At 46.9% G+C, this 23,647-nt stretch carries 20 protein-coding genes and 2 pseudogenes; 11 read left to right on the top strand and 11 right to left on the bottom strand.

Features of this window, described 5'->3' with window-relative positions:
• Window positions 1-46: 46 nt before the first annotated feature.
• The 3 genes from infB to rimP are packed head-to-tail and all read right to left on the bottom strand — an operon-like array spanning window position 47 to window position 4,868.
• A complete protein-coding gene (gene infB / locus Q0R17_RS11885) occupies window positions 47-2,893 on the bottom strand; it encodes a translation initiation factor IF-2 (RefSeq protein WP_293935496.1) in 2,847 nt (948 codons plus the stop codon).
• An 18-nt stretch (window positions 2,894-2,911) separates the two neighbouring features.
• Complete coding sequence (gene nusA, locus Q0R17_RS11880) at window positions 2,912-4,384, bottom strand: transcription termination factor NusA (protein ID WP_293935494.1); 1,473 nt, start codon at window positions 4,382-4,384, stop codon at window positions 2,912-2,914.
• Between the two features lie 49 nt (window positions 4,385-4,433).
• Window positions 4,434-4,868: a ribosome maturation factor RimP gene (rimP, locus tag Q0R17_RS11875; protein ID WP_130105133.1), complete on the bottom strand. Its 435-nt coding sequence runs from the start codon at window positions 4,866-4,868 to the stop codon at window positions 4,434-4,436.
• A gap of 266 nt (window positions 4,869-5,134) precedes the next feature.
• Here rimP and Q0R17_RS11870 point away from each other — a divergent pair, with 266 nt between their 5' ends.
• The 4 genes from Q0R17_RS11870 (at window position 5,135) to dapE (ending at window position 9,618) form a co-directional block, all read left to right on the top strand.
• Window positions 5,135-6,796 (top strand): AMP-binding protein, encoded by a 1,662-nt coding sequence (locus tag Q0R17_RS11870; protein WP_293935489.1) that lies wholly within the window; start codon window positions 5,135-5,137, stop codon window positions 6,794-6,796.
• An 11-nt stretch (window positions 6,797-6,807) separates the two neighbouring features.
• Window positions 6,808-7,947 (top strand): PilT/PilU family type 4a pilus ATPase, encoded by a 1,140-nt coding sequence (locus Q0R17_RS11865; RefSeq protein WP_293935487.1) that lies wholly within the window; start codon window positions 6,808-6,810, stop codon window positions 7,945-7,947.
• Window positions 7,948-8,030: 83 nt separating this feature from the next.
• Window positions 8,031-8,378, top strand: coding sequence for an ArsC family reductase (locus tag Q0R17_RS11860; RefSeq protein ID WP_293935485.1), 348 nt, complete (start codon window positions 8,031-8,033; stop codon window positions 8,376-8,378).
• A 109-nt stretch (window positions 8,379-8,487) separates the two neighbouring features.
• Window positions 8,488-9,618 carry a succinyl-diaminopimelate desuccinylase gene (dapE, locus tag Q0R17_RS11855; protein ID WP_293935546.1) on the top strand — a complete coding sequence of 377 codons (1,131 nt, stop codon included), beginning with the start codon at window positions 8,488-8,490 and terminating at the stop codon, window positions 9,616-9,618.
• Window positions 9,619-9,859: 241 nt separating this feature from the next.
• Here dapE and Q0R17_RS11850 read toward each other — a convergent pair whose 3' ends face one another.
• Window positions 9,860-10,924, bottom strand: a complete 1,065-nt coding sequence (locus Q0R17_RS11850) for a DUF418 domain-containing protein (RefSeq protein ID WP_293935482.1) — start codon at window positions 10,922-10,924, stop codon at window positions 9,860-9,862.
• 335 nt (window positions 10,925-11,259) lie between these two features.
• Window positions 11,260-12,030, bottom strand: coding sequence for a MipA/OmpV family protein (locus Q0R17_RS11845; protein ID WP_293935479.1), 771 nt, complete (start codon window positions 12,028-12,030; stop codon window positions 11,260-11,262).
• Window positions 12,031-12,248: 218 nt separating this feature from the next.
• Between Q0R17_RS11845 and Q0R17_RS11840 the strand changes: the two genes are divergently transcribed.
• Window positions 12,249-12,935, top strand: a complete 687-nt coding sequence (locus Q0R17_RS11840; protein ID WP_293935476.1) for a response regulator — start codon at window positions 12,249-12,251, stop codon at window positions 12,933-12,935.
• A gap of 3 nt (window positions 12,936-12,938) precedes the next feature.
• Window positions 12,939-14,279: an ATP-binding protein gene (locus Q0R17_RS11835; protein ID WP_293935473.1), complete on the top strand. Its 1,341-nt coding sequence runs from the start codon at window positions 12,939-12,941 to the stop codon at window positions 14,277-14,279.
• A 6-nt stretch (window positions 14,280-14,285) separates the two neighbouring features.
• Here the strand turns inward: Q0R17_RS11835 and Q0R17_RS11830 are convergent, their stop codons facing one another.
• Window positions 14,286-14,501, bottom strand: a complete 216-nt coding sequence (locus Q0R17_RS11830; RefSeq protein ID WP_293935471.1) for a bacterioferritin-associated ferredoxin — start codon at window positions 14,499-14,501, stop codon at window positions 14,286-14,288.
• Window positions 14,502-14,770: 269 nt separating this feature from the next.
• Between Q0R17_RS11830 and Q0R17_RS11825 the strand changes: the two genes are divergently transcribed.
• The 5 genes from Q0R17_RS11825 to Q0R17_RS11805 all read left to right on the top strand — a co-directional run bounded on the left by Q0R17_RS11825 (window position 14,771) and on the right by Q0R17_RS11805 (window position 19,716).
• Window positions 14,771-16,195, top strand: coding sequence for a hypothetical protein (locus tag Q0R17_RS11825; protein ID WP_293935469.1), 1,425 nt, complete (start codon window positions 14,771-14,773; stop codon window positions 16,193-16,195).
• 669 nt (window positions 16,196-16,864) lie between these two features.
• A complete protein-coding gene (locus tag Q0R17_RS11820; RefSeq protein ID WP_293935467.1) occupies window positions 16,865-17,479 on the top strand; it encodes a nucleotide-binding protein in 615 nt (204 codons plus the stop codon).
• A gap of 109 nt (window positions 17,480-17,588) precedes the next feature.
• Window positions 17,589-18,371, top strand: coding sequence for a hypothetical protein (locus Q0R17_RS11815; protein WP_293935464.1), 783 nt, complete (start codon window positions 17,589-17,591; stop codon window positions 18,369-18,371).
• A gap of 194 nt (window positions 18,372-18,565) precedes the next feature.
• On the top strand, window positions 18,566-18,892 hold the full coding sequence (locus Q0R17_RS11810; protein WP_293935461.1) for a hypothetical protein: 327 nt from the start codon (window positions 18,566-18,568) through the stop codon (window positions 18,890-18,892).
• Between the two features lie 173 nt (window positions 18,893-19,065).
• A complete protein-coding gene (locus Q0R17_RS11805; RefSeq protein ID WP_293935459.1) occupies window positions 19,066-19,716 on the top strand; it encodes a LysE family translocator in 651 nt (216 codons plus the stop codon).
• Window positions 19,717-19,860: 144 nt separating this feature from the next.
• On the opposite strand, the gene hisC is transcribed toward Q0R17_RS11805, so the two are convergent.
• From hisC to Q0R17_RS11780, 5 genes and pseudogenes are all read right to left on the bottom strand, one after another.
• The gene (hisC, locus tag Q0R17_RS11800) at window positions 19,861-20,961 is read right to left on the bottom strand and encodes a histidinol-phosphate transaminase (RefSeq protein ID WP_293935457.1); all 1,101 of its coding nucleotides are present in this window, start codon (window positions 20,959-20,961) and stop codon (window positions 19,861-19,863) included.
• A gap of 145 nt (window positions 20,962-21,106) precedes the next feature.
• Window positions 21,107-21,679, bottom strand: coding sequence for a TIGR00730 family Rossman fold protein (locus Q0R17_RS11795; protein WP_293935454.1), 573 nt, complete (start codon window positions 21,677-21,679; stop codon window positions 21,107-21,109).
• A gap of 402 nt (window positions 21,680-22,081) precedes the next feature.
• Window positions 22,082-23,155, bottom strand: coding sequence for a prephenate dehydratase (pheA, locus tag Q0R17_RS11790; RefSeq protein ID WP_293935452.1), 1,074 nt, complete (start codon window positions 23,153-23,155; stop codon window positions 22,082-22,084).
• A gap of 27 nt (window positions 23,156-23,182) precedes the next feature.
• Window positions 23,183-23,323: pseudogene (locus Q0R17_RS20080) on the bottom strand (excalibur calcium-binding domain-containing protein); the annotation flags it as partial.
• 193 nt (window positions 23,324-23,516) lie between these two features.
• Window positions 23,517-23,647, bottom strand: a pseudogene (locus Q0R17_RS11780) (IS701 family transposase); the annotation flags it as partial.

Below are 23,647 nucleotides of genomic sequence, written 5' to 3'. Positions count from 1 at the left end.
AGCGGGACAACGCCCTCTTCCCCCTATCGATTCACCGTTTAATTAATTACAGTGTACGAGCAATTTCAACGATTTCGAAGATTTCCAACTGATCGCCAAGCTGTAGATCATTGTAGTTCTTCAAGCTTAGACCACACTCAAAACCAGCCTTCACTTCTTTTGCATCGTCTTTATAGCGTTTCAGGCTATCAAGCGTACCTTGGTGCACAACCACATTATTACGTAGTAAGCGAACACCCGCATGACTGCGGATCAAGCCTTCCATGACCAAGCAACCCGCAATTGTACCCACCTTGGAAACAGTAAAGACCTGACGGATCTCAACCATACCAATGATTTGTTCACGCTTCTCTGGGGCCAACATACCTGACAGCGCCAACTTCACGTCATCCACTACATCGTAAATGATATTGTAGTAACGGATGTCCACGCCTTCGGATTCTGCCAGTTTACGTGCCGCTGCATCTGCACGCGAATTGAAACCAACCACCACGGCTTTCGACGCCAGTGCCAAGTTGATATCGGATTCGCTGATACCACCCACGGCGCTGTGCAAGATTTGCACGCGTACTTCGTCGGTTGATAGTTTTTGCAAGCTTTGTGACAACGCTTCTGCAGAACCTTGAACGTCGGCTTTAATGATGATAGGCAGATTGCGAACTTCGCCTTCTGTCATTTGTGCCATCATATTTTCAAGCTTAGATGCTTGTTGACGAGCCAGTTTCACATCACGGAACTTACCTTGACGGAACAGTGCGATTTCACGCGCCTTCTTCTCATCTGTCAGCACCATGGCGTCTTCACCAGCAGCCGGCACATCAGACAGACCCAAGATTTCTACCGGAATAGAAGGGCCCGCTTCCAGGATCGACTTACCATGCTCGTCAATAATCGCACGAACGCGGCCTGATACTTGACCAGCAAGAATCACATCACCCTTACGCAATGTACCTGATTGAATCAGCATAGAAGCAACCGGGCCACGACCCTTGTCCAGACGCGCTTCGATGATAATCCCTTTCGCAGGAGCATCGGTCGCGGCAGTCAGCTCAAGCACTTCAGCCTGCAGCAAGATAGCTGTTAGCAGCTCATCGATACCCAAGCCTTTCTTGGCCGAGACATCCACGAACATGGCATCGCCGCCCCAGTCTTCAGGAACTACTTCATGTGTTACCAGCTCTTGACGGATACGCTCAGGATTTGCTTCTGGCTTATCGATCTTATTCACGGCAACTACAATTGGCACACCCGCAGCTTTTGCGTGAGCAATCGCCTCGATGGTTTGTGGCATCACGCCATCATCAGCAGCCACCACCAGCACCACGATATCGGTCAGCTTGGCACCACGGGCACGCATTGCGGTAAACGCTTCGTGACCTGGAGTATCAAGGAAGGTAACCATGCCTTTCTCGGTTTGTACGTGGTACGCACCGATATGCTGAGTAATACCACCGGCCTCACCCGACGCCACTTTTGCGGTGCGGATGTAATCAAGCAAGGAGGTTTTACCGTGATCAACGTGACCCATTACGGTCACAACTGGCGCACGTGGTAAGAGCACATGTTCTATAACCGTGCCATCGCCCAAGTAAATTTCTGGGTCATCAAGCTTAGCGGCCATTGGCGTGTGGCCCATATCCTCGACGATAATCATCGCGGTTTCTTGGTCCAGCACTTGGTTAATAGTTACCATCATGCCCATTTTCATCAGGGCTTTAACTACTTCCACACCCTTCACTGCCATTTTATGCGCAAGATCGGTTACGGAAATCGTTTCTGGAACCATTACTTCATGCACAACTTTGTCAGTTGGCGCTTGGAAGCCGTGTGCATTATCTGGGTTAGCTGCAGCCTGACGGCCCTTACCACCCTTTTTGCTCTTCCAATCATTACCGGCATCGCCGCCACGGCTACGAATACCTTTCTTACCACGACCATCGCTCCAAGGCTCTTTCTTACCTGGGGCTGCCGCTGGCTTTTTATCGCCAGGTTTTGCCGCAGGAGATGCGCTGCTTGGCGTAGCGGCTGGTTTTGGTCGACTAACTGGTGCAGGCGCTGCCACTGGAGCCGGTGCTGGCACAGGTGCTGCCACCGGAGCCGGTGCAACTGGCTCAGGCGCTTTCATTGGCTCATTGCGTGGCTTACGCAATTCAACACGCATCCCTACTCGCGGACGATCTGGATGGCTAGCTTGCGATGCGCCAGGTGAAGGACGTGCTGCAACTGGCGGCACAACTGAAGCCGCAGGAGCAGCTGCAACTGGCGCTACTGGCTTAGCAACTGGAGCCGCAGGTTTAGCGGCAACCGGAGCAGGTGCTGGCTGAGCAGGCTTAGCTGGCGCAACGACCGGAGCAGGCGCTGGCGCGGCAACTGGAGCAGTAGCAACGGGTGCGGCAGTAGTAGTCACCGCAGCAGGCGCTTCAGCAGCAGCTTTACCACCTTGCTTAGCACGCATTTCTGCCGCCTGACGTGCGAACAATTCATTCTGGCGACGCGCTTGCGCTTCGCGTGATAAACGCTCAGCGTCATCAATCACTTGGCCAGCAGCCGTTGGGGCCACAGCAGCTTCAGCCGCGCGCGGTACGGCAGCTTCTGCCACAGCACTGGCTTCTACCACACGCTTTTTACGCACTTCAACAGGGATTGATTTCGCTTTACCTGTTGCATCTGTCTTACGAATTTCATTGTTTTGTTTACGATGAATTGTGATTTTTTTATCACCATCGCCATCATGCTTTTTCTCAAGATAAGCACGTAAGCTCGCTTTATCTTCAGTTGTAATCACATCGATTTCACTCGATTTATTTACGCCAGCTGCGCGCAATTTTTCTAGCAGCTCTTGCGATGGCATTTTCAGCTCTACCGCGTATTGGTTGACATTAAGGTCACTCATGCATTTCTCTCCCGAGCGTTAGGCGAACAAGTGCTCGCGCGCCTTCATGATCAGTTGCTTGGCAGCTTCTTCATCAATTCCGGTCATTTCTATTAGTTCGTCGACCGCTAAGTCGGCGAGATCGTCTCGGGTATGCACCTCTTTATCAGCCAGAAGGGCTGCTAATTCTGGTGTCATTCCCTGAAGGTTTTTAAGGTCTTCTGCTTGATGCTCAAGCTTTTCTTCGCGGGCGATGGCTTGTGTTAACAAGGCATCCCGTGCGCGAGTACGCAGCTCATTGACGGCGTCTTCATCGAAGGCCTCAATTTCTAGCATCTCAGCAATCGGCACATAAGCCACTTCTTCTAGCGTGGTGAAACCTTCTTCTACAAGAACGTCCGCCACTTCTTCGTCAACGCCCAGCACATCAATAAAGAGCTGACGCACATTGGCGAACTCTTCTTGGTGTTTTTGCTGAGCTTGGTCAACGGTCATGATATTGATTTTCCAGCCGGTTAATTCAGCGGCTAGTTTCACATTCTGGCCACCGCGACCAATCGCCATGGCCAGATTATCTTCATCCACCACTACATCCATGCTGTGCGTTTCTTCATCAAGCACGATGGAGTTCACTTCAGCAGGAGACAGGGCGTTAATCACGAATTGCGCAGGATCTTGCGACCACAACACAATATCAACACGCTCACCGGCCAATTCATTGGTTACAGCGTTCACGCGAGTACCGCGCACACCAATACATGTGCCTTGTGGATCAACACGTGCGTCGTTCGACTTAACCGCCACCTTGGCACGCGCACCCGCATCACGGGCTACTGCTTTGATTTCGATCAGCTGATTTTCAATCTCAGGCACTTCCATTTCGAAGAGCTTGGTCATGAATTCATTTGAAATACGCGACAATACCAGCTGCGGGCCACGGCCCATGCGATCAACACGCAATAAGAACGCTTTAACGCGATCGCCAACCCGTAAGTTTTCCTTAGGGATCATTTGATCACGCGGCAATACGGCTTCTAGCTTACCCAGCTCAAGAATGGCACTGCCACGCTCGATGCGCTTGATATTGCCAGAAACAATGAATTCACTGCGTTGCAGGAAGTCATTCAGATTTTGCTCACGCTCTGCATCACGGATTTTTTGCAAAATCACTTGCTTAGCGGTTTGCGCGCCGATGCGACCAAATTCAATCGCTTCAAGCTCAACCATCCAAGTCTCGCCCACCTTCAGCTCTGGATCGTAATCCGGCACATCAGTAATGGCGATCTGACGAGATGGCTCTTCATGATCATTGTCTTCAACCACAGTCCAGCAGCGAAAACTTCTGTAATCGCCGCTATCTCGGTCGATATCCACTTGGATATCCACATCTTCTTCGTAACGTTTTTTGGTCGCCGAAGCCAATGCCATTTCTAAGGCACTGAATACGACATCTTTTTCTACGTTTTTTTCACGCGCCAGCGCGTCGACCAGCAACAGAATTTCCCGGCTCATCTCACTACCCCTCCGGCAAACAACCCCAATATTCTAGGCTGATTAGTTCTTAAAACTGCGGCTCTAACCGCACCTTGTCAATTTGTGATTGCGGCAGGGATAGCTCTTGTCCATCGACTTCTACGCGCACCACATCATTTTCTAGCCCAATCAAAATACCGACGAGCTTTTTACGTTTATCCGGCAACGGTAAGCGCAATTTCACTTTCACCATCTGCCCAGCAAAGCGAGCAAAATCTGCTGCTTTCGCGATCGGACGGTCCAAGCCTGGGGATGAAACCTCTAAGCGCTCGTAATTCACGCCTTCAACAATAAAAAGTCGTTCAAGGTGATGACTTACGGTTACGCAGTCAGTCACATTAATACCGCCCTCTTTATCAATAAAGACGCGCACTAAGCCATTACGCGCCAGCTCCAGATCTACGAGTTCATACCCGAGCCCTGGCAGGGTAGTTTCCAGTACATCTTGTAAATTTGCTGCCATACATTCCTTCATCTCTTATCTGGCTAATCCCGCCGCTGCATCCATCGCAAAAGCTGCACATCGAATACGGCACGCTATCGCCACAAACAAAAAATGGGCTGCAAAACTGCGCCCATTTCTTTACCACTTCTCCGGCCTTTTACCGAAGAAGGCGGGATTGTAACAGAAACAATCACTTGGCGAAACAGGGAACATAGATACTTGTTCAGCTGACAGCAACACAATAGAGTTCTATGATTACCTGTAATTAAACAGAGGACAGTTAGATGGAACAAGCATGGTGGGCAAGCTATCAACCTGGGGTTCCCCAGACCATTGATATGAATGAATTCGCAGCAATACCTGCAGTACTTGCTCGCTCAGTAGAGCGTTTTAGCGAGCGGCCCGCCTTTCTTAATATGGGCAAATCAATTACCTATAAAGAACTTGACCAACAATCCTCTGCCTTTGCCGCCTACTTGCAACACGAGCTAAAACTCCCCCGTGGCTCACGCGTTGCCGTGATGCTGCCTAATTTATTGCAATATCCCATCGCTATTTTCGGCATTTTGCGGGCAGGCATGGTGGTGGTTAACGTCAACCCACTCTATACGCCACGCGAGTTAAGCCACCAATTAAAAGACTCAGGCTCAGTGGCCATTGTGATCTTGGCTAACTTTGCCCACACGCTTGAAGAAGTCATTAAAGATACCGATGTAAAGCACGTTTTACTGACCGAAATTGGCGATAGGCTGAGTTTTCCTAAGCGCTTGATCGTGAATGCAGTGGTCAAACATATCAAAAAAATGGTTCCAGCGTTTAATCTGCCTGGCCACACCCGCTTTAATGATGCCATTGAACGCGGCAACGCGCTCACAGCTACGCCCGTGGATCTTAACCACAGTGATATTGCATTTTTGCAATACACTGGCGGCACCACCGGCGTTTCTAAAGGTGCCATCCTTACCCACGGCAATATTGTTGCAAATATGCAACAAGCACACGCCTGGATTGCCCCAGTAGTGAATGAAGGCAGCGAAATGATTGTGACAGCGCTACCGCTGTATCACATTTTTTCACTGACTGCGAACTGCATGGTTTTCTCTAAAATTGGTGCAACCAACCTACTGATTACCAACCCGCGCGATATCCCAGGGTTTATCAAAGAAATTGGCAAATATCCTGTCACCTGCATCACCGGCGTTAACACTTTATTTAACGCCTTACTCAACAACCCCGATTTTGCCAAACTAGACTTTAGCAAATGGAAGCTGGCCCTAGGTGGTGGCATGGCGGTGCAACACGCCGTAGCGGAACGCTGGGTAAAATCAACGGGTGTCCGCTTAATTGAAGCCTATGGCCTAACCGAAACCTCGCCAGCCGCCATGATGAACCCTATGAACTTGCCAGAATTTAACGGCATGATTGGCCTACCCATCTCTTCTACCATTGGTGAAGTGCGCAATGACGAGGGCCAGCCCCTCCCTCCGGGTGAAGCGGGCGAGCTATTTATTCACGGCCCTCAAGTCATGGCTGGCTACTGGCAGCGGCCAGACGAAACGGCCAAAGTGTTAGGCAAAGATGGCTTTGTCAGCACGGGCGATGTTGCCATCATGTCGGCCACGGGATTTTTCCGCTTGGTTGATCGCAAAAAAGACATGATTCTGGTCTCAGGATTTAACGTCTATCCTAATGAGATTGAGGATGTAGTCGCCAGCCTAGCGGGCGTATTAGAAGTGGCCTGCATTGGCGTTAGCGATGATAAATCGGGCGAAGCCGTGAAAATCTTTGTGGTTAAAAAGGATCCTAAATTAACCCAAGAAGACATCATTGCCCACTGCCGTAAAAACCTCACCAATTATAAAATTCCGCGACAAGTGGAGTTTCGCGACAGCCTACCTAAGTCAAATGTAGGTAAAATACTGAGACGCGAATTGCGCCCTACTTAATCGAGTTTTTCATGAACCTTTTGCCGTTTTTTAAATTGATGGCGGAACGCAACGCCTCCGACTTGTTTCTTGCAGCTCAATCACCCATTGTGATTAAAATCGATGGCCTGTGTTATCCAGTCAATAATCAGGTCTTGGCTCCCGAGCACGTTAAGCAACTCACTTATCAATTAATGACGCCGGAGCGGATTGCAGAATTTGAAAACACCTTGGAAATGAATTTTGCCTACCCTGTGGCTGGGGTAGGTAGTTTTCGTATCAATATTTTTAAAGCACGTGGCTCCGTATCAATGGTGGCACGCTATATCCGCAGCAACATCCCCTCTTTTGATGAATTACGCGTCCCCCCCGTGCTTAAAGATCTGATCATGGAAAAGCACGGCATTATTCTGGTGGTTGGGGCTACCGGCTCGGGTAAATCGTCGACCATGGCCGCGATGCTCAACCACCGCAACGAGAATCATGCGGGCCATATTTTGACGATGGAAGACCCTATCGAATTCTTACACAAACACAAGAAATCTTTAGTTAACCAACGCGAAATTGGGATCGATACCAAGAGCTACCATGAAGCACTACGCAATGCGATGCGCGAAGCGCCCAATGTGCTGATGATCGGTGAAATTCGTGACCGCGAAACCATGACGCACGCCATGCAATACGCGCAAGCAGGTCACCTCTGTATCTCTACCCTACACGCCAATAATAGTTACCACTCCCTTTCACGCGTGGTTAACTTTTATCCGCAAGAATCACGTGAAGCACTGCTCTATGATTTATCCTCCTCACTGAAAGCCATTGTTTCCCAGCGCCTCGTTAAAAACAAAGAAGGTAAGCTGGTTGCCGCCGTGGAAGTGCTACTCAACACCCCACGCATTTCTGAGCTGATCCGTGCTGGTGAGCTTAGCGATATCAAGCAAGCGATGGAACAAAGCCTTTCTGAAGGCTCACAAACCTTTGAGCAAGCGCTGTATAAACTTTATCGCAATGGCGAAATCGAGCTGGACGAAGCGCTCAAAAGCGCCGATTCCGCAACCAATCTATCTTGGCTGGTTAACAACGCGCAGCCCCTTGTTGAGCACGAAGCCAGCACAGTCAGCAAAGGGCCTAATGACGAGCCAGACATGGGATTTGATCTCTCTTTGCATTAAGTAAAGATTTATCTCCCTGCACAATCTGCATTACCAGCGGCAGCTCAACGCCGCTCCCTTCTCATTACATTAGAAAAATTCCAATGAAACTCTATGGCATCCCCAGTTGCGACACCGTTAAAAAAGCCAAAACATGGCTCAGCGAACAAGGCCACGATTTTGAATGGCATGACTATAAAAAAACCGGCATTAGCGCAGAAACACTAGAGCAATGGGTCAGCCAAGTTGGCTGGGAAACCCTTTTGAATCGCCAAGGCACCACTTGGCGTAAGCTAGACGATGCTACAAAAGCACAAATTGACAATAAAGACGCCGCAATCGCCTTAATGATAATGCAAACCTCAATCATCAAGCGCCCAGTGCTCGACAACAATGGTACGATTACGGTCGGCTTCAAACCTGACGTCTACGCGGCGCTTTTTCCAAGCTAATTACAGCGTAGCCAGCCATGCGGGCACACTGCAGCAGCCCAGCATAGGTAGGATTACGGCAGGCTTCACCCCCAAAGTCCTTCACTTTTTCGAGACTGACGACACCGCAATGAACGACTCAACACTTGCACTTACCCAACAATTACTCCGCCAAGCCTCGGTTACTCCTAACGATGCCAATTGCCAAAATATGCTTGCAGCCCGCTTAGCCGCAATTGGTTTTAAGATTGAGCATATGCGTTTTGAAGATGTCGACAATCTATGGGCGCGCTTTGGCGATAGCGGCCCCGTGCTAGTGTTTGCTGGCCATACCGATGTAGTGCCAACCGGCCCACTAGATCGCTGGCATTCCGACCCTTTTGACCCCACGATTCGGGATGGCCACTTATTTGGACGAGGCGCGGCCGATATGAAGGCCTCTTTAGCGGCGTTTGTCGTTGCGTGTGAGCAGTTTCTAGCGAAGCACCCCAAGCCTAAAGGCTCGATTGCTTTTTTGATTACATCCGATGAAGAAGGCCCTGCGCATCACGGCACGGTTAAAGTGATTGAAGCACTAAAAGCGCGTGGCGAAGCCATTGACTACTGCATTGTTGGCGAGCCAACCTCGAGCGAGACCTTTGGTGACACCATCAAAAATGGCCGTCGTGGTTCACTTTCTGGGCATTTAATTGTGCACGGCGTGCAAGGCCATATTGCTTATCCGCATCTTGCCAAAAATCCAATTCATCTACTAGCCCCAGCGCTGGCTGAGCTTGCGAGCACCGTTTGGGATCATGGCAATGAATACTTCCCGCCAACCACTTGGCAAGTCTCCAATTTAAACAGCGGCACCGGTGCCACCAACATCATCCCAGGCACTGTAGATGCTTTGTTTAATTTTCGCTTCAGCACCGCCAGCACCGCAGAATCGTTAAAAGCCACCGTACATGAAATTTTGGACCGGCATCAGCTTGAATATGAAATCGACTGGGCGCTATCGGGCGAGCCATTTTTAACCGATCACGGCCAACTGATTGACGCCATGCGCTCGGCAGTCACCGAAGTGTGTGGACATGCCCCAGCGCTGAATACCGTGGGCGGCACCTCAGACGGGCGTTTTATCGCCAAGTATTGCCCTGAAGTGGTCGAATTTGGCCCTATCAATAAAACCATTCATAAACTCAATGAATGCGTAGCCATTGAAGACCTACCCAAGCTCGCTGCTATTTATGAAAAAGCCTTAGAAAAACTGATCGCTTAGATTGGACTGGCTGTAAGCCAAAAAAAAAGCTTGGTCGCCGTGAATGACTTCTCGAACACCAAGCTTTTTATTGCTAGCGATAAACATAAGGGCACTCTTCAGCTTACTTACAAAACAACTTCTTGAATTGTTTTAGCTGAAGTGGTGTAGCGCCTGCTGCAATCGACTGAGGGATGTTTTCTTGCACCGCCCCCCCCTGAAGTAGTCAATTGGCCCTGCGCGCTGCACTTTTTACCCAAGCCTAACTCAAACGCCGCAATACGCTTTCCAAAGGCCCTAAGCGATAAAACTTGCGCCAATAGTTTGCAAACACCACCGCAAAGGCACAAAACAGCAGTGCACTCATAACGGAAAAAGCTAAAGATTGTTTTTCCAGCATACCTAAAGACTCTAATAAGCCCATGCCTAAAATGACATGTGCCAAATAGAAAGTCAGCCCTAATTGGCCGGTATATACAAAAGGCATTAACCATGCTTTTTTCCCATGTTTTTCGCCCAAGGCCACGCAGAGTGAGATGATTACCACGGCACTTCCTGCCGCACCAATAAAATACACAGGCAAAGGCGGCATAGGCTGGGTGCTAAAAAAAATCTCATACGCTAAAGGCATCCCCATTAAACGGGCATAGGGTAAAAATAAAACAATCAACTCAGCCAGTACAGCAGCAAACAAACCCAATAAAAACAAACGCTCTCGAATAGCAACTTGACCTAAGTTTTGCCGCCCAATAACCATACCTAATAATAAAAAACCCAACCAAGGTAAAATCGGATGAAAACCATTAAAAATTAAATTACGAGCAAAGCCTTTAATCGTCCATAAATCAGCGTAGGCTAACGTCTGCCAATTCCAAGCAGTGCTATAATTAAGCATAGTAAATAAAATAGTAGAAATAATCAGCAATAGTAAAACAAAAACCATAATATAACGGCTTGCCAGCATCAAGCATAAAGCCCCTATTAAGATATAAACACCGTAATAGTGAAGAATATCAGCAGGCCAGATTTCTATATACAAAAGCCCCAGTACAAATAAAAATCCAGCCCGCTTAAATAACGACTTTCGCTCTATAGCCAATAGCTGTAAATCACCAGCCAATCTTGATTGTCGAGTCAGCAAAGATAAACCCACCCCAGCTAATATCACAAACAATGCAGAAGCACGGCCATCAATGATATTAACTATTTTTAACCAGGCCAAATTTTCACTGGCATTGGCGTGCATCACAATCTTGAAATTAACAATCACCATTCCAAAAATGGCCAGCGCACGAGCCAGATCGAAACCCAGGACACGTTGTTTCATATCACCTCCATGCATTAAGCAATCCATTCAAGCAAAATATCACCGCATAGTGAGTGTATCAACTTAAGCAATATGCCATTCGTAGGGCGGGTGCAACCCGCGAGTCATGCTAAAAAAAACGCGGGTTGCACCCGCCCTACGATGTTTCAATGCTTGCAATAGATAGATCTAAGTTGATCGCTTAAGATTTAACGATCAGCAAATTTCCCTTAAGTTGATAGGATTGGGTTTCACCCGCCCTACAAACTCCAAACCAAACCAAGCGCTCAAGAAATCCATCTACACAGAGCCCATTGAGCAAGAGGCATAATCAGATAAGGCATTGCCTATAGCCACTAGAATGAATAGCCCACAACCATTGTGGCAGTAGGGCTCGTTTTTGATTCTGTTAAGGGGCTATTTTCAGCATTTTTAAATAAACGCTGCACCCCTATTGATGAAGAAATTCCCCAGTTTTTATCAAAGGAGTGATTCCAAGTCAGCGTTAAGCTACCCATATCAAAACCAGCCTTAGGAGCGTAAATCTTATAGCCTGAAGCAAGGCTTTGTGCTGCCGTCACCCCATAATAAGTTTGCGCATATTTAGCATCGGCATAATGCGCAAAGCTACTCACAGAGATTTGATTACTTTCTGTGGAATAAAGAGGCGCAGAAATCCCTAAGTGATAGGCATGGCCGTTTTCGCGATGATTCAGTTTTAATTCTGCCCCCATAGATAAATGCGCTACATCCCATAAATTAACGCCCGCCTCTAAATTTAATAAGGCCGAGTTTTGTATATCACCCATGCCCTTAAATTTACTTTTGGTATCAGAAAAATTGCCCACGTCATCACCACGGCTACCGCCATAAGCCAGCGCAATACTGCCATCAAAAATGCCTTTTTCTGCCTGAAAGCCAATCCCACGCATTCCTGCAAAAAAACCATTGGCAGCTTGATAATCGGCATAAAAAATGGGGGATACTTTATTTTTTTTACCGCCAACAAACTCAGGGCCATAACCCACCCCCACTCCGAGGGTAATCTTGGATTCATCTTTCGGCGCCTCTGCCGCGCAGAGGGGGGCAACCATTAACGGAGCAATCAGGGCAATTAGATAACGCATCGTAGCAACTCTCTTTTTGAAAAAGTAAGCCATCTTAAAGAGAGAAAATTGAAACATCACACCTAAACTGTCTGCAATTTGTCGCTAAATTGTAGGGTAGCAAAGCCACAAACAAATGTATAAAAAGTGTAGCGCATTGCAATGAAGTGTCTTTCCCCAAGCCATCGCCAACAAGCTGCTTGTGCAATGTTGATTGCATACTCGACTAGGGAAAAACAATGTTCAGATTGATGCTGGTAGAAGATGACATCAAGCTAGCGGCACTCATTCAGGAGTACCTCAGCAGCTATGAATTTAATGTAGAGATTATCGGCCGTGGCGATACGGCGGTTGCTCATTACAAAGCAACGGAGCCTGACATTATTGTTCTTGATCTCATGCTGCCTGGCTTAGATGGCATGGTCGTATGTAGACAGATTCGTGAAATAAGCAGCGTGCCTATTTTAATACTAACCGCACGTGAAGATATGTTTGATGAAGTTTCTGGCCTTGAGCAAGGCGCCGATGATTATGTCAACAAGCCGATTCAGCCACGTATTTTACTGGCTCGCTTACGGGCATTACTCAGAAGAGGCATGGGAAAACCCAGCGCACAAAATGCCCTCCTAACTTTTGGCGAACTGGAAATATCCAAAACAAACCGCAGCGTACACTGGAAAAACGAAGCATCATCCTTAAGTAACTCAGAGTTTAAATTACTGCTATTACTGGCTGAATCTGCTGGCCGCGTTTTATCACGCGATGATATTTTAAAATCAATGCGCGGCATTGAATTTGATGGCATGGATAGAAGTATAGATAACAGCATCTCGCGCTTACGCCGCAAATTTAATGATTATGATTCTGAGAAAATAAAAACAGTGTGGGGCGAAGGCTATTTATTTAGCCCTTCGGCTTGGGAGTAAGCCATGTGGCGTCTTTATTTGCGTATTTTTATATTAATTTCAGTAGTCACAATCTCATTAACGCAAGTGCTTAGCTATATGACCAACCAGTTTTATGCAGAGCAGCTTGAACAATTTGCAGTGAGAGATGCCGACGCACAAATTTTTTTGGTTGAACAATATTTAGATAATACCCACGGACAACTCTGGTTAGATCGCTTTAAAACTTTGCAAAAAAAAGCCAATGAAAGCTACAATCTGATCACGCTTGATCGCACAATAGCCATGATTGCTCCCCGCAATCGACAAAGGCTATTAAATAGAAAGGTCGTTGTTGATGTTAAAAGTAATGCTTATTTCCGCCGAGTAGATACCAATAATTTAACATTCCCAGGCAGTGCCAATCAGGTTATTTATGTAACAAACAAAGAAGATCATGACCCATTGATTACTAAAATAAAAAGATTTCAATATACGATTATCTTCTTTTTATTGCTTATTCCTTGTGGAATTTGGTCTTATCTGCATTGGCGAGAATTGCAATCGCTGTCTAAAACAGCCAATGATTTTGGCTCTGGCCTATTATCTAGCCGCGCCAAGGTCAGAAAAAGCGCCAGCGTCTATCCACTCGCCCAATGCATGAATTTAATGGCAGAAAGAATTCAGCGTTTAATCGATTCGCAACGTGAATTACTGCATTCCGTTTCGCATGAATTACGCACGCCAATTGCACGGCTAGAATTTGGCCTAGCACTTCTTAAAAACGACGCTAAAAATCAGCAGCTAGAGCCGCGTTTTATTTCAATGGAAAATGATTTACATGAATTAAATGATTTAGTCAGCGAGCTACTTAGCCTAGCTAAAATAGAGCAGCAACAAGCCCTCCCCATGCAGACCATCAATATGGCCGAAACCTTGCATCTCATTTTAAACTCACTCGATCATGTATTACAAAGCAAAAAAATAAGCCATAGCCTGCATTCGCAAACTAGCATGATCATGGGGGACCCTAAATTACTAGGGCGAGCCTTAAGTAATCTTTTGCGCAATGCCGCCAAATACGCCAATCAGCAGATTAAAGTTTCCACATTTAGCAATCTAAGCGGGGGCATTGATATCACCATTGAAGACGATGGGCCAGGCATCCCAGAAAATGAGCGCGAACGGATATTTGAGCCCTTTTACCGCCTCGATAGAAGCCGTGACAGGGCAAGCGGAGGCTTTGGCTTAGGGCTGGCCATTGCCAGAAAAGCAATTACTTTGCATCAGGGGATAATACGGGCAGATCAATCAGAGCTGGGAGGGGCACGCTTTACAATTAGCCTTGCCTGTGCCGGCCAAGCACGCTTCAGAGAAGATAAATGATGGCAATCAGGCGGCGGTTAGCTGTGGCATCCAGCTGATAGTTTGCACGAGCGGCTGAGCACTCAGGGCATCAGCCAAAACCTGTTTTGCACAGCTGGTGCACTGCCCACAGCAGGTAGACACGGCTGTTTTTGCCTGTAATTCAGCAAATGTGCGCACGCCACCGGCCACAGCTTTGTGTATGGCTTTGTCAGTAACACTATTGCAAATGCAGACGTACATGGTAGCTTCTCAGATTGATAACTGTTCTCATTATAGCTAAAAATAAGCACTTGCCTAGTGATAAATAACACCCATTCTCAAAATAAATATCTGAATAATCCAACTCGCAGTTTGCCTTATATCTGCCTAAGATTTGTGAAAGTAAAGCTCGCAGAAACGGCGCATTTCCTTTCTTACAAATTATGGTAATAATGCCGTTACTTAGCAACCAGTGTAAAATTGCACCCGCGTTATGATGACGCTCTAATTAATATGCCTTACACCCTTTCATGATGCCACTTACCACTCCCAGCCCCGATACTGGGCTGACGACCGCCCTTAGCTTACAAGAACAAATTTGGCAATTGAATTATGAAAACCATCCAGAGCGGCTAAATGCGGCGGCGCTGCTCTGCTACGAACGCAGCATGGCCTTATTGCCACAACTTGAGCAATCCAGCACTGCAAATGCCGAAGCACAGACGCATACACGCCTAGCAGCCCAACAAGCACAAAGCCTACTGCGCAGCCTGCACCAAACGTTTATCAGAATAACCCTGTTGCGCAGCAATGAAACCAGCTTGTTTATCAGTAGCCGCCCCCGCCTTGAGGCTTTTGGTATGGCGCTTGAAAGCGGCTGGCAGCTAGCTTGCCTGTATGCGCGCACGCTCGCCCCCTTACCGCCCGGGTTTTGGCTGAGCTGCCACCAACTTTTCACCGAAATACATACACTGGGCTGGGCCAAGCGCAGCCTTAAAAATGGCAGCAGTTTGGGGGCACTCTACCGGCAAATTTTGCTATTAGGCATCAGTGCCAGCAACCGGCTAGAGCCACAAAAAATGGCCCTGCTATTCAAAATAGTGCGGGAAGAAGCACGCTTTTCAGACCTTGTGCAACTGGATCAAACTTTAAATGAGCAAGGCGCGTTTATTTATCAGACCGACAGCGATGAAGCACCGCGCTTTGCGCACGAACTACCCGAACCAGAGCAAATCTGGTGGACGATAGAAACGCAAGGCACATTAAAACAGCTCAGTAGCAGGCTGCAGCTACTGCTGGCACAAAGCGAAGACCGACATTTTGAAATCCAGCTGATCGGGCGCTTATTACAAGAATGGGCCGCCCCGCCACGGCGGCAACACTTTCGCCTACGCCGCAGCAATGGCGAACAAATCCAGCTGATCAGCCTATGGTCACGCTGCTGGGATATTGCCGCAGGCCATATTGACGAGGCCGCCCCAGAGCCCGCCAAACTCAATATTTGCAATATCAGTGCATCCGGCTTACTGCTGCAAGGCGAATCGCTCAACCAGCCCCTGCAAGCTGGCGAAATACTGATGCTGCGGCGCGGTGGCCAACACTGGCAGCTTGGGCTAGTGCGTTGGTTAAGCTTACGGGGCGACGGCTTATCCAGCGAATGCGGCATCGAGCTAATCGGCCGCTCGCCAGAAGCCGTGCATATCGCACCGATTACCAGCCTTGGCGCAGACACCCTCGCCCCAGCCCTAAGCCTCGCGCCCGACATCCGCCGAGGCCACAGCGGCATGCTGATTTTGGCCGGCAAGCAATACCAAGCCATGCGCATGTTCACCGTGCACGATTCACGCGGCATCTGCAAAGTGCGGGCCACGCGCCTAGTGATGCAAACGGCTTACTATCAATTTATTGAAACGCGGCTGGAAGAAGTGACTCCTAAAGCCCTGCCGGAGGACTGATGGACTGCATTGATCCGTATTGCTGCGCATCGTGCTTTCAGGCTACAAAATCAATCACGATGCAAACAACATCAAAAAATGACGGAGATGGTCAATTACACGACAGCCAATACAGTAAGATTTGCTACACTGCTGAACCCTATTCTGCTTAAATATAAAGCAAGCAGTCAGGCATGATCCGGCTTCAACAGCACGAACAGGATGGAAATCCCCGCTCAATCGACTATCGTATCTCGGCATAAAATACTTCAGGCTGCGCCCAGCAAGGGTTTCACAAGGGGCTCAGCGTTTTTATGCACCCAAGATGGTGGTTTTTCTGCCGTTTTAGGGTTTCTACATATTGTTAGGTTTCATATAGGAAATAGCTCATGTTCAACTTGTTGATTTCATCACATCCGGACAGTTGGTCCGGCGACTCATATGAATTCGACAAGAGTCGAGTGGCTATAGAATATAGCAGCCACAGAAATCAGCAAACGATACAAATCTTTAGATAGCAAATCCATAGAAGAACTGAAGGGCTTTCCGACTTTATTTGTCACAGAAAATGAAAAAACAGAGTCAAAAATTGGGCTAATTACCAACATTAAGGTTAGAGCATCAACCATATTTATAGAATTTCAGATTGACCAATCTCTTCCTGCGCTCCCAATTGGCTCTATAGAAAGTATGCGCACTCAAATTGATCTTGGGAAGTTTGAGCTATATCGAACACACTGGGCAATCAAGGACGAACCAATCTTTGAAATTCTCTTAAAAAATGGACTTGTAACACAAGAACAATTAAATGCATCGGCACACTTTACGAAAGAAAATAATCCAGACCCGGCGCTAATCCCAACACCTCCAGGTGAATTTAATAAAAAACAAGTATTTATAGTTCACGGTCACGATGAAATTGCAAAGCTTGAAATGGCAGACTTTATTAAAAGCCTTAATTTGGAGCCAATTATTCTGCACCTTCAAGCCAGCTCCGGCAGAACAATTATTGAAAAAATAGAGCACTACTCAAATGTTGGCTTTGGCGTCGTTTTATATACACCATGCGATGTTGGTTCAAAGGCTGGTGCTCTTTCTTCCTCATACAGGGCACGTCAAAATGTTGTATTTGAGCATGGATATCTAATTGGGAAACTGGGGCGCTCCAGAGTGGCTGCAATTGTTAAAGGGCAAGTTGAAACACCGAATGATATCAGTGGGGTTGTTTATACTGCGCTTGATACAGATGGCGAATGGAAAGCCTCCCTGACCAAAGAGATTAGGGCTGCTGGATACGTAGTATAAAACCTAACCTTTCAATCAACCTGACCGCCCAAAGCTGCGCTTTGGGTTCCCTCCATGCCTACGGCATTCCGGCGGCAGGTTATTTCCAACGCTATGTCAAAGGAAAATTGTGTACAGTTTTCATAAAAAAGAATGCTTTAACCGAGCAAAAGACTTAATTGCTAAAGGAGATGAAGCTTCTTTGAGATATGCTTGCTTAGAACTTAGGCAATGTATTGAATCTGTAGCATACGATAAATTGAGATTGTATAAAAAATTTGTACCTGAGGAAGAACTCAAAAACTGGCAACCCCAGAGGGTATTTACGTTTTTGGAAAAAGTAGCACCTAATTCGACGAAAGATTACACATTCAAAGTTACGGAACAAAATACTAACTCTTCTCTTGGAAAGACAGTTTTTTTAGATTGTCACCGCACACTTAAATCTAATCACTTTAAAAAAACATACAATAAGCTTGGTAGTAACTTACACACACCAACCTTACTTCAACAAAAAGATTATTCGCAGAAAAGCTCTAAACTAAAAACGGACTTGATTAAAATTCTTAATGATCTAGAGCCAATTGTTAGTTCTAGCTTTGATGAAAATATCGGAAGTGTGATCACATTTTCATGCGGCTATTGTGGTGGAAGGATATATCACAGAGATTCTGGATTAAATATAGGTGTCCAAGTTAAATGCCCAAATGCAGGATGCGGAATGTTATATGCCATCAATGCAATACAGGGGGGAAATTTCACCTATGAGCCTGTTAACGTAGATATTTCCTGCTCTTGTGGAAAAACAATTCCTATCAATTATTCTTGCTTAAATAATCCTTCACATGTGACATGTGCGTGCGGAAAGATACTTGATATTACGCAAGAGTGGGTGTTTTGTGAACGAACATAACCCGCCGCTCCAGTGGTCGCTCCACCACAAAGAAAAACCTATGGGATCAGGTCTTACATTTGACATGAATTAATCAATTTAAGCTGCTTTGCAAACCACGGTAAATTTTATCTTATGTAAAATGTAAGACCTGACCCCGTCACATCATTCATTGATCTTTAAATTATTTTCTTTTTTATTTTTTTGGATATTAAATGAGTAAATCGATTTTGAAAAAATATGCGCTAGCCCAAGCAATTGTGTTTTGGCTGTTCATTATTTCCGGCATTCTAGTTGCTTGGTCTGTAATTTCAGGCGCTCCTTCCAGTGTTTTTTATGCTTTATTTTTTGCTCAATTGTCACTTTGGTTAGTTTTTATAATTGCTTCTTGTTTGTTAGCGAATGCAGTAAATGAATCTCCATTTGTTTGGGGTATTATTTCTTTTTTATTTGGTCCAATCGGCTTTATTTTGGCATATGTAAGGCTTTCGTCAAAAGCAAGGAGTATTCAAAAAAACCATGGGGCCAGGTCTTACCTTTGACATGAAGCAATTAATTTAACCGGCCTTGCAAACCACTATAAATCTCCTAACACGGCATTCCAGCAAACTTACCGGAACGTGCGACTTTCTTATCCAATTGCAGCGCAGGCCAGCTGCTGTGTTTGGCTCTATATTCTTTCAGGCCAACTCATCCATCTTAAATAGGAAAATATATGGACATGACTTTACTGGGTATTTTCTTCACGGTAGCTTTTGCACATTTTTTAGCATTGCTCAGTCCAGGCCCCGACTTTGTTTTATTAGTGAAAAGCGCCATTAAAAACGGAGGTAAAAAATCGATAGGCGTCGCTGCAGGTATAGCTAGCGCTAACGCAGCATATATCAGTCTTTGTTTAGTTGGTGTAGGTTCTATTCTTGCCAGTTCAATTGCAATTATGATCGCCCTAAAAATTGCAGGCGGTCTGTTCCTAATATACCTAGCTATCATGGCGCTAAAAGCAAAAAAGGCCAGCTATATTGATCTAGCCGTTATTAGTGCTGAGCGCGAAAAAATCGAGACGACATTCATCAAAGAAATGCTCATAGGCTTTATGTCGGGCATCTTAAACCCAAAGAATTTACTATTTTATCTAAGCTTATTTACGGTCGTTTTAACAGGCGAGGTAAGCTTTGCATTTAAACTGGCACTCGGCGTCTGGATGACCTCTATGGTCTTTTTTTGGGACGTAGCAATTATATATTTCTTATCAACAAAACGAGTCCGAACAAAGTTTTCCAAAGCTGCTTACTATATCGATAAAATCACAGGCGCCGTGCTTGGTTTAATAGGCATAACAATCGTAAAATCCGCACTCACAAAATAGCGTGCAGATAAATTATATCTACCGGTTCAACTTCAAAACAATTACAAAACTCGCCCCAATTAGGCAAGGGCAAACCCGCAATAAAAAAACCCCGATCCTATTTCTATCGGGGCTTTTTTTATGATCAGACGATCTTATGGATAATTAATCAACCAATGCTTCTTCCAGCACTTCAATAAAACGTGCATTTTCTGCTGGCAGGCCAATTGAAACGCGCAGTGTATTGGTCAGGCCGTACGGCGCTAATGGGCGAATGATCACGCCGCGTTGCAGCATAAATAAATTCAGTGCGGCTGCATCGCCGCAATGAAAGGCGATGAAGTTGGCTTGGCTAGGAATAAAGCTGATGCCCAAGCGCACAAAGGCTGCTGTTAATTGCGCCATGCCTTCGCTATTTACCCGCAGCGTTTCTTTTAGGAATTCTTCATCGTCCAGCGCGGCTGTTGCTGCGGCTTGCGCGAGGCTATTCACATTAAACGGCTGGCGCACGCGGTTGATGATATCGGCCACTTCTGGTGAGGTCAGCGCCATGCCTACGCGTAAACCGGCCAAGCCAAAGGCTTTAGAGAAGGTACGCACCACGATTAGATTCGCAAAGTCTTTCAGCCAAGCGATTGAATCTGGGCGTTTTTCTGGGGTAAAGAATTCGGTGTAAGCCTCATCCAATACCACCAGTACATTTTTTGGGCAGTTTTGTAAGAACTCAAGCAAATCGCCTGGCCTAGCCATAGTGCCGGTTGGGTTGTTTGGGTTTGCAATCCAAACGATCTTGGTGCTTGGCACAATCGCGGCCAGCATGGCGTCTAAATCGTGGCCGTAATCCAGTGCATTTACTTGAATGCCTTTTGCGCCAACGGCTTGCGTTGCCAAAGGGTAAACAGCAAACGCATATTGCGAATAAACCGCTGAATCACCGGGGGCTAAAAAAGCATGGGCAATCAGCTCCAGCACATCGTTCGAGCCATTGCCTAAAACAATTTGCTCTGTTTTTACATTATATTTTTTTGCGACTTTGCTTTTTAAATCAAAGCCATTGCCATCTGGATAACGGGCTAATTCAGCTAATTCTTTTTCAATCGCGGCGCGGGCCTTGCTGCCCATCCCCAGCGGATTTTCATTTGAGGCCAATTTCACGATATGGTCAGGGTTTAAGCCCATTTCACGCGCCAATTCAGAAACCGGCTTGCCTGGCTGATAAGGCGCAATTGAGCGAACATATTCTGGGGCTAGATCTTGCAAACTCATTTGAAAATCCTTTTTGCTATCCGACGAATCGGGGATGAGGGAACAGCACAAGCAGTAGTGCGATTCATTAAGTAAAAGCACGATTAAAACGCCGTCATAGAATTAAATCGGGCGTTAAAACAATGCTTTCTAAATATGTAATATGCTAAGCCTTCCACCACTCACCTTCTATTGCTCCCAGCGAATTAGCCAGAATGTCCAATAAATTGCGTGGATCAGCCGCAGATTGCAATTTACTGTATTCTGCCGCCGCTAAGAAGCCCGCAGCCACCGTTTCTTCAAGAAACTTTGTGAGTGAATTGTAATAATTACCCGTGTTTAGCAAGCCAACCGGCTTGTTATGCAAACCAATTTGCGACCAAGTTAAGATTTCAAACAGCTCATCTAGCGTGCCAAAGCCGCCCGGCATGGCAATAAAGCCCCCTGCCAACTCCGCCATCTTGGCCTTACGGCTGTGCATTGAATCCACAATGATTAGCTCGGTACATGACTCTAAAGCCAATTCCCGCACCGCCATAAATTCAGGGATCACCCCAATCACCTTGCCGCCCGCATCCAAACACGCCGTGGCCACCTCGCCCATCAGACCAACGTGCCCACCGCCGTAAACAAGGGTAATTTCGCGCTCGGCCAACACTACGCCCAGCTCCCGTGCCGCAGCCGTAAACTTAGGCTGAATACCGTGCTTGGCACCACAAAAAACGGCTACTGATTTCATTTTTTTATCCTTTAAATTTTTAACTTCAACTAGAGCCTACAATCCTATCAACTCAAGGAAATTGGTAGGTTGGGTTAGCAAGCTTTATCGCGTAACCCAACATCCTTTTGTGCATAAATGTTGGGTTACGCTTGTTTATCCGCCCTACACGGCGAATAAACCAGCTAACCCAACCTACACAACCGTCAAGCCCTGCGGGTTTTGCTTAAGTTGATAGAATTGCTGGAACCACCCTTGAAAAACACAAGAAACACAAAGTAAGTATTGCTTTGGGTTTTCTCTGTGAAACTCTGGGGCCGAAGTGCTCTCTGGGGTTAAAGAGTGGGGTTTATCCGCAAAAAAGCATCTGCCAGACAAAGCAATGCCGCCCCCCGTAAGAGCGGCATTTTGGCGACATCAGATTTAAATCACCGCAACAGGATACGACCCTAGCACCTTCACAAAGGCAGCCACATCGGCCAGCTCGGCCAGCGCGGCTTGTAGTGGTGCTCCGCTAACATGCCCCTCTACATCCACAAAGAACACGTATTCCCAAAGGCCAGCGCGGCTAGGGCGCGATTCAAACTTATCCATCGATACGCCGTTTCTTGCCAGCGGCTCTACTAGGGTATGCAGCGCACCGGGGCGATTAGGGGCGGAGATCACTAGAGAGGTTTTATCCCGCCCGCTTGGGCCCACTTCCTGCATGCCCAATACCAAAAAGCGCGTGGTGTTATTTGGCTCGTCTTCGATATTTTGTGCCAGGCTGATGAGCGCGTAGTTTTCTGCAGCCGCATCGCCAGCGATAGCCGCAGAAGATCCATCTAAGCTGGCCAAACGTGCTGCTTCGGCATTACTGGACACCGATACCCGCTGCACTTCGGCAGGCAGGTTTTTATTTAACCACTCATGGCATTGCGACAGGCTTTGCGCGTGCGAGTAAACCCGTTGCAATCCTGCCTTGCCTTCCACCTTGCGCAGCAAATGATGATGAATGCGCAGCACCACTTCGCCACAAATCTTTAATGGGGTATTGACCATTAAATCCAGCGTGCGGCCCACCGCACCTTCGGTGGAGTTTTCTACTGGAGCCACCACATAGTCGGCGGTTTTAGCTTCTACCACGCGAAACGCTTCGTCAATCGAGCTGCAAGCCATAGTATGCGCCGCATGGCCAAACTGCTTAATCGCCGCAGCTTGGCTAAACGTGCCTTCTGGCCCCAAATAGGCAATGGTTAGCGGGCGCTCCAGCGCAAGACAGGCCGACATAATTTCGCGGAATAGCTTGGCCATTGTTTCGCCACTTAAAGGGCCTTTATTTAAAGATTTTACCCGCGATAAAACCTGCGCTTCGCGCTCTGGGCGATACACAATGCCGCTGCCTTTAATCTCACCAATGGTACGGGCATGATTAGCACGCTTATTTAATAGCTGAATAATTTGTTCGTCGATGGCATCAATGGCATCACGATGTTGGCTTAATTGTTCTTCACTCATTGATTTCTCGAATTTAAATAGGCAGTGTTAACGGCGGCAGAACTGCTCTTCACAAGGAATGCCATCATGATCCCCGTCCATTTTTGTGCCTGGGCAGTTATTCAAAAAGAAGGTAGCTTCTTCGCAAGATGACATTTGTGAGCAATGGATTCTACCGTCACAACTATAACGGCTCACAGGCACAGGGGTGCTCATTGCTAAGACTGTTTCTGGCACTACTTCGGCATGATTGGGCGTTAAGGCAAGGGGCTCATCTACTTGCCTTTGGTGCTTGGAATACCAATTCCAAGCACCAAAGGCAATAAGCAACACACACAAAAACTTTATCATCGCTTAGGCAGTCCTTGTTTAATAACTGATGTTACGCAGCCCGCAGGTTTTGTAGTTCCACCAAGGCCTGCTGGGTTGCTTTGATATAGAGCTTGGCGCGTAGCGCAAAGTGGTTAGCTTTGTGCTTGATCTTTAAGCTTTCTAGCTTGAACACCGCGTAAA

It is taken from the genome of Iodobacter sp. (assembly GCF_025352645.1).
Lineage (GTDB): Bacteria > Pseudomonadota > Gammaproteobacteria > Burkholderiales > Chitinibacteraceae > Iodobacter.
Note: the sequence above shows the minus strand (reverse complement) of the source record. Positions and strands in the feature narration are given on the sequence as shown.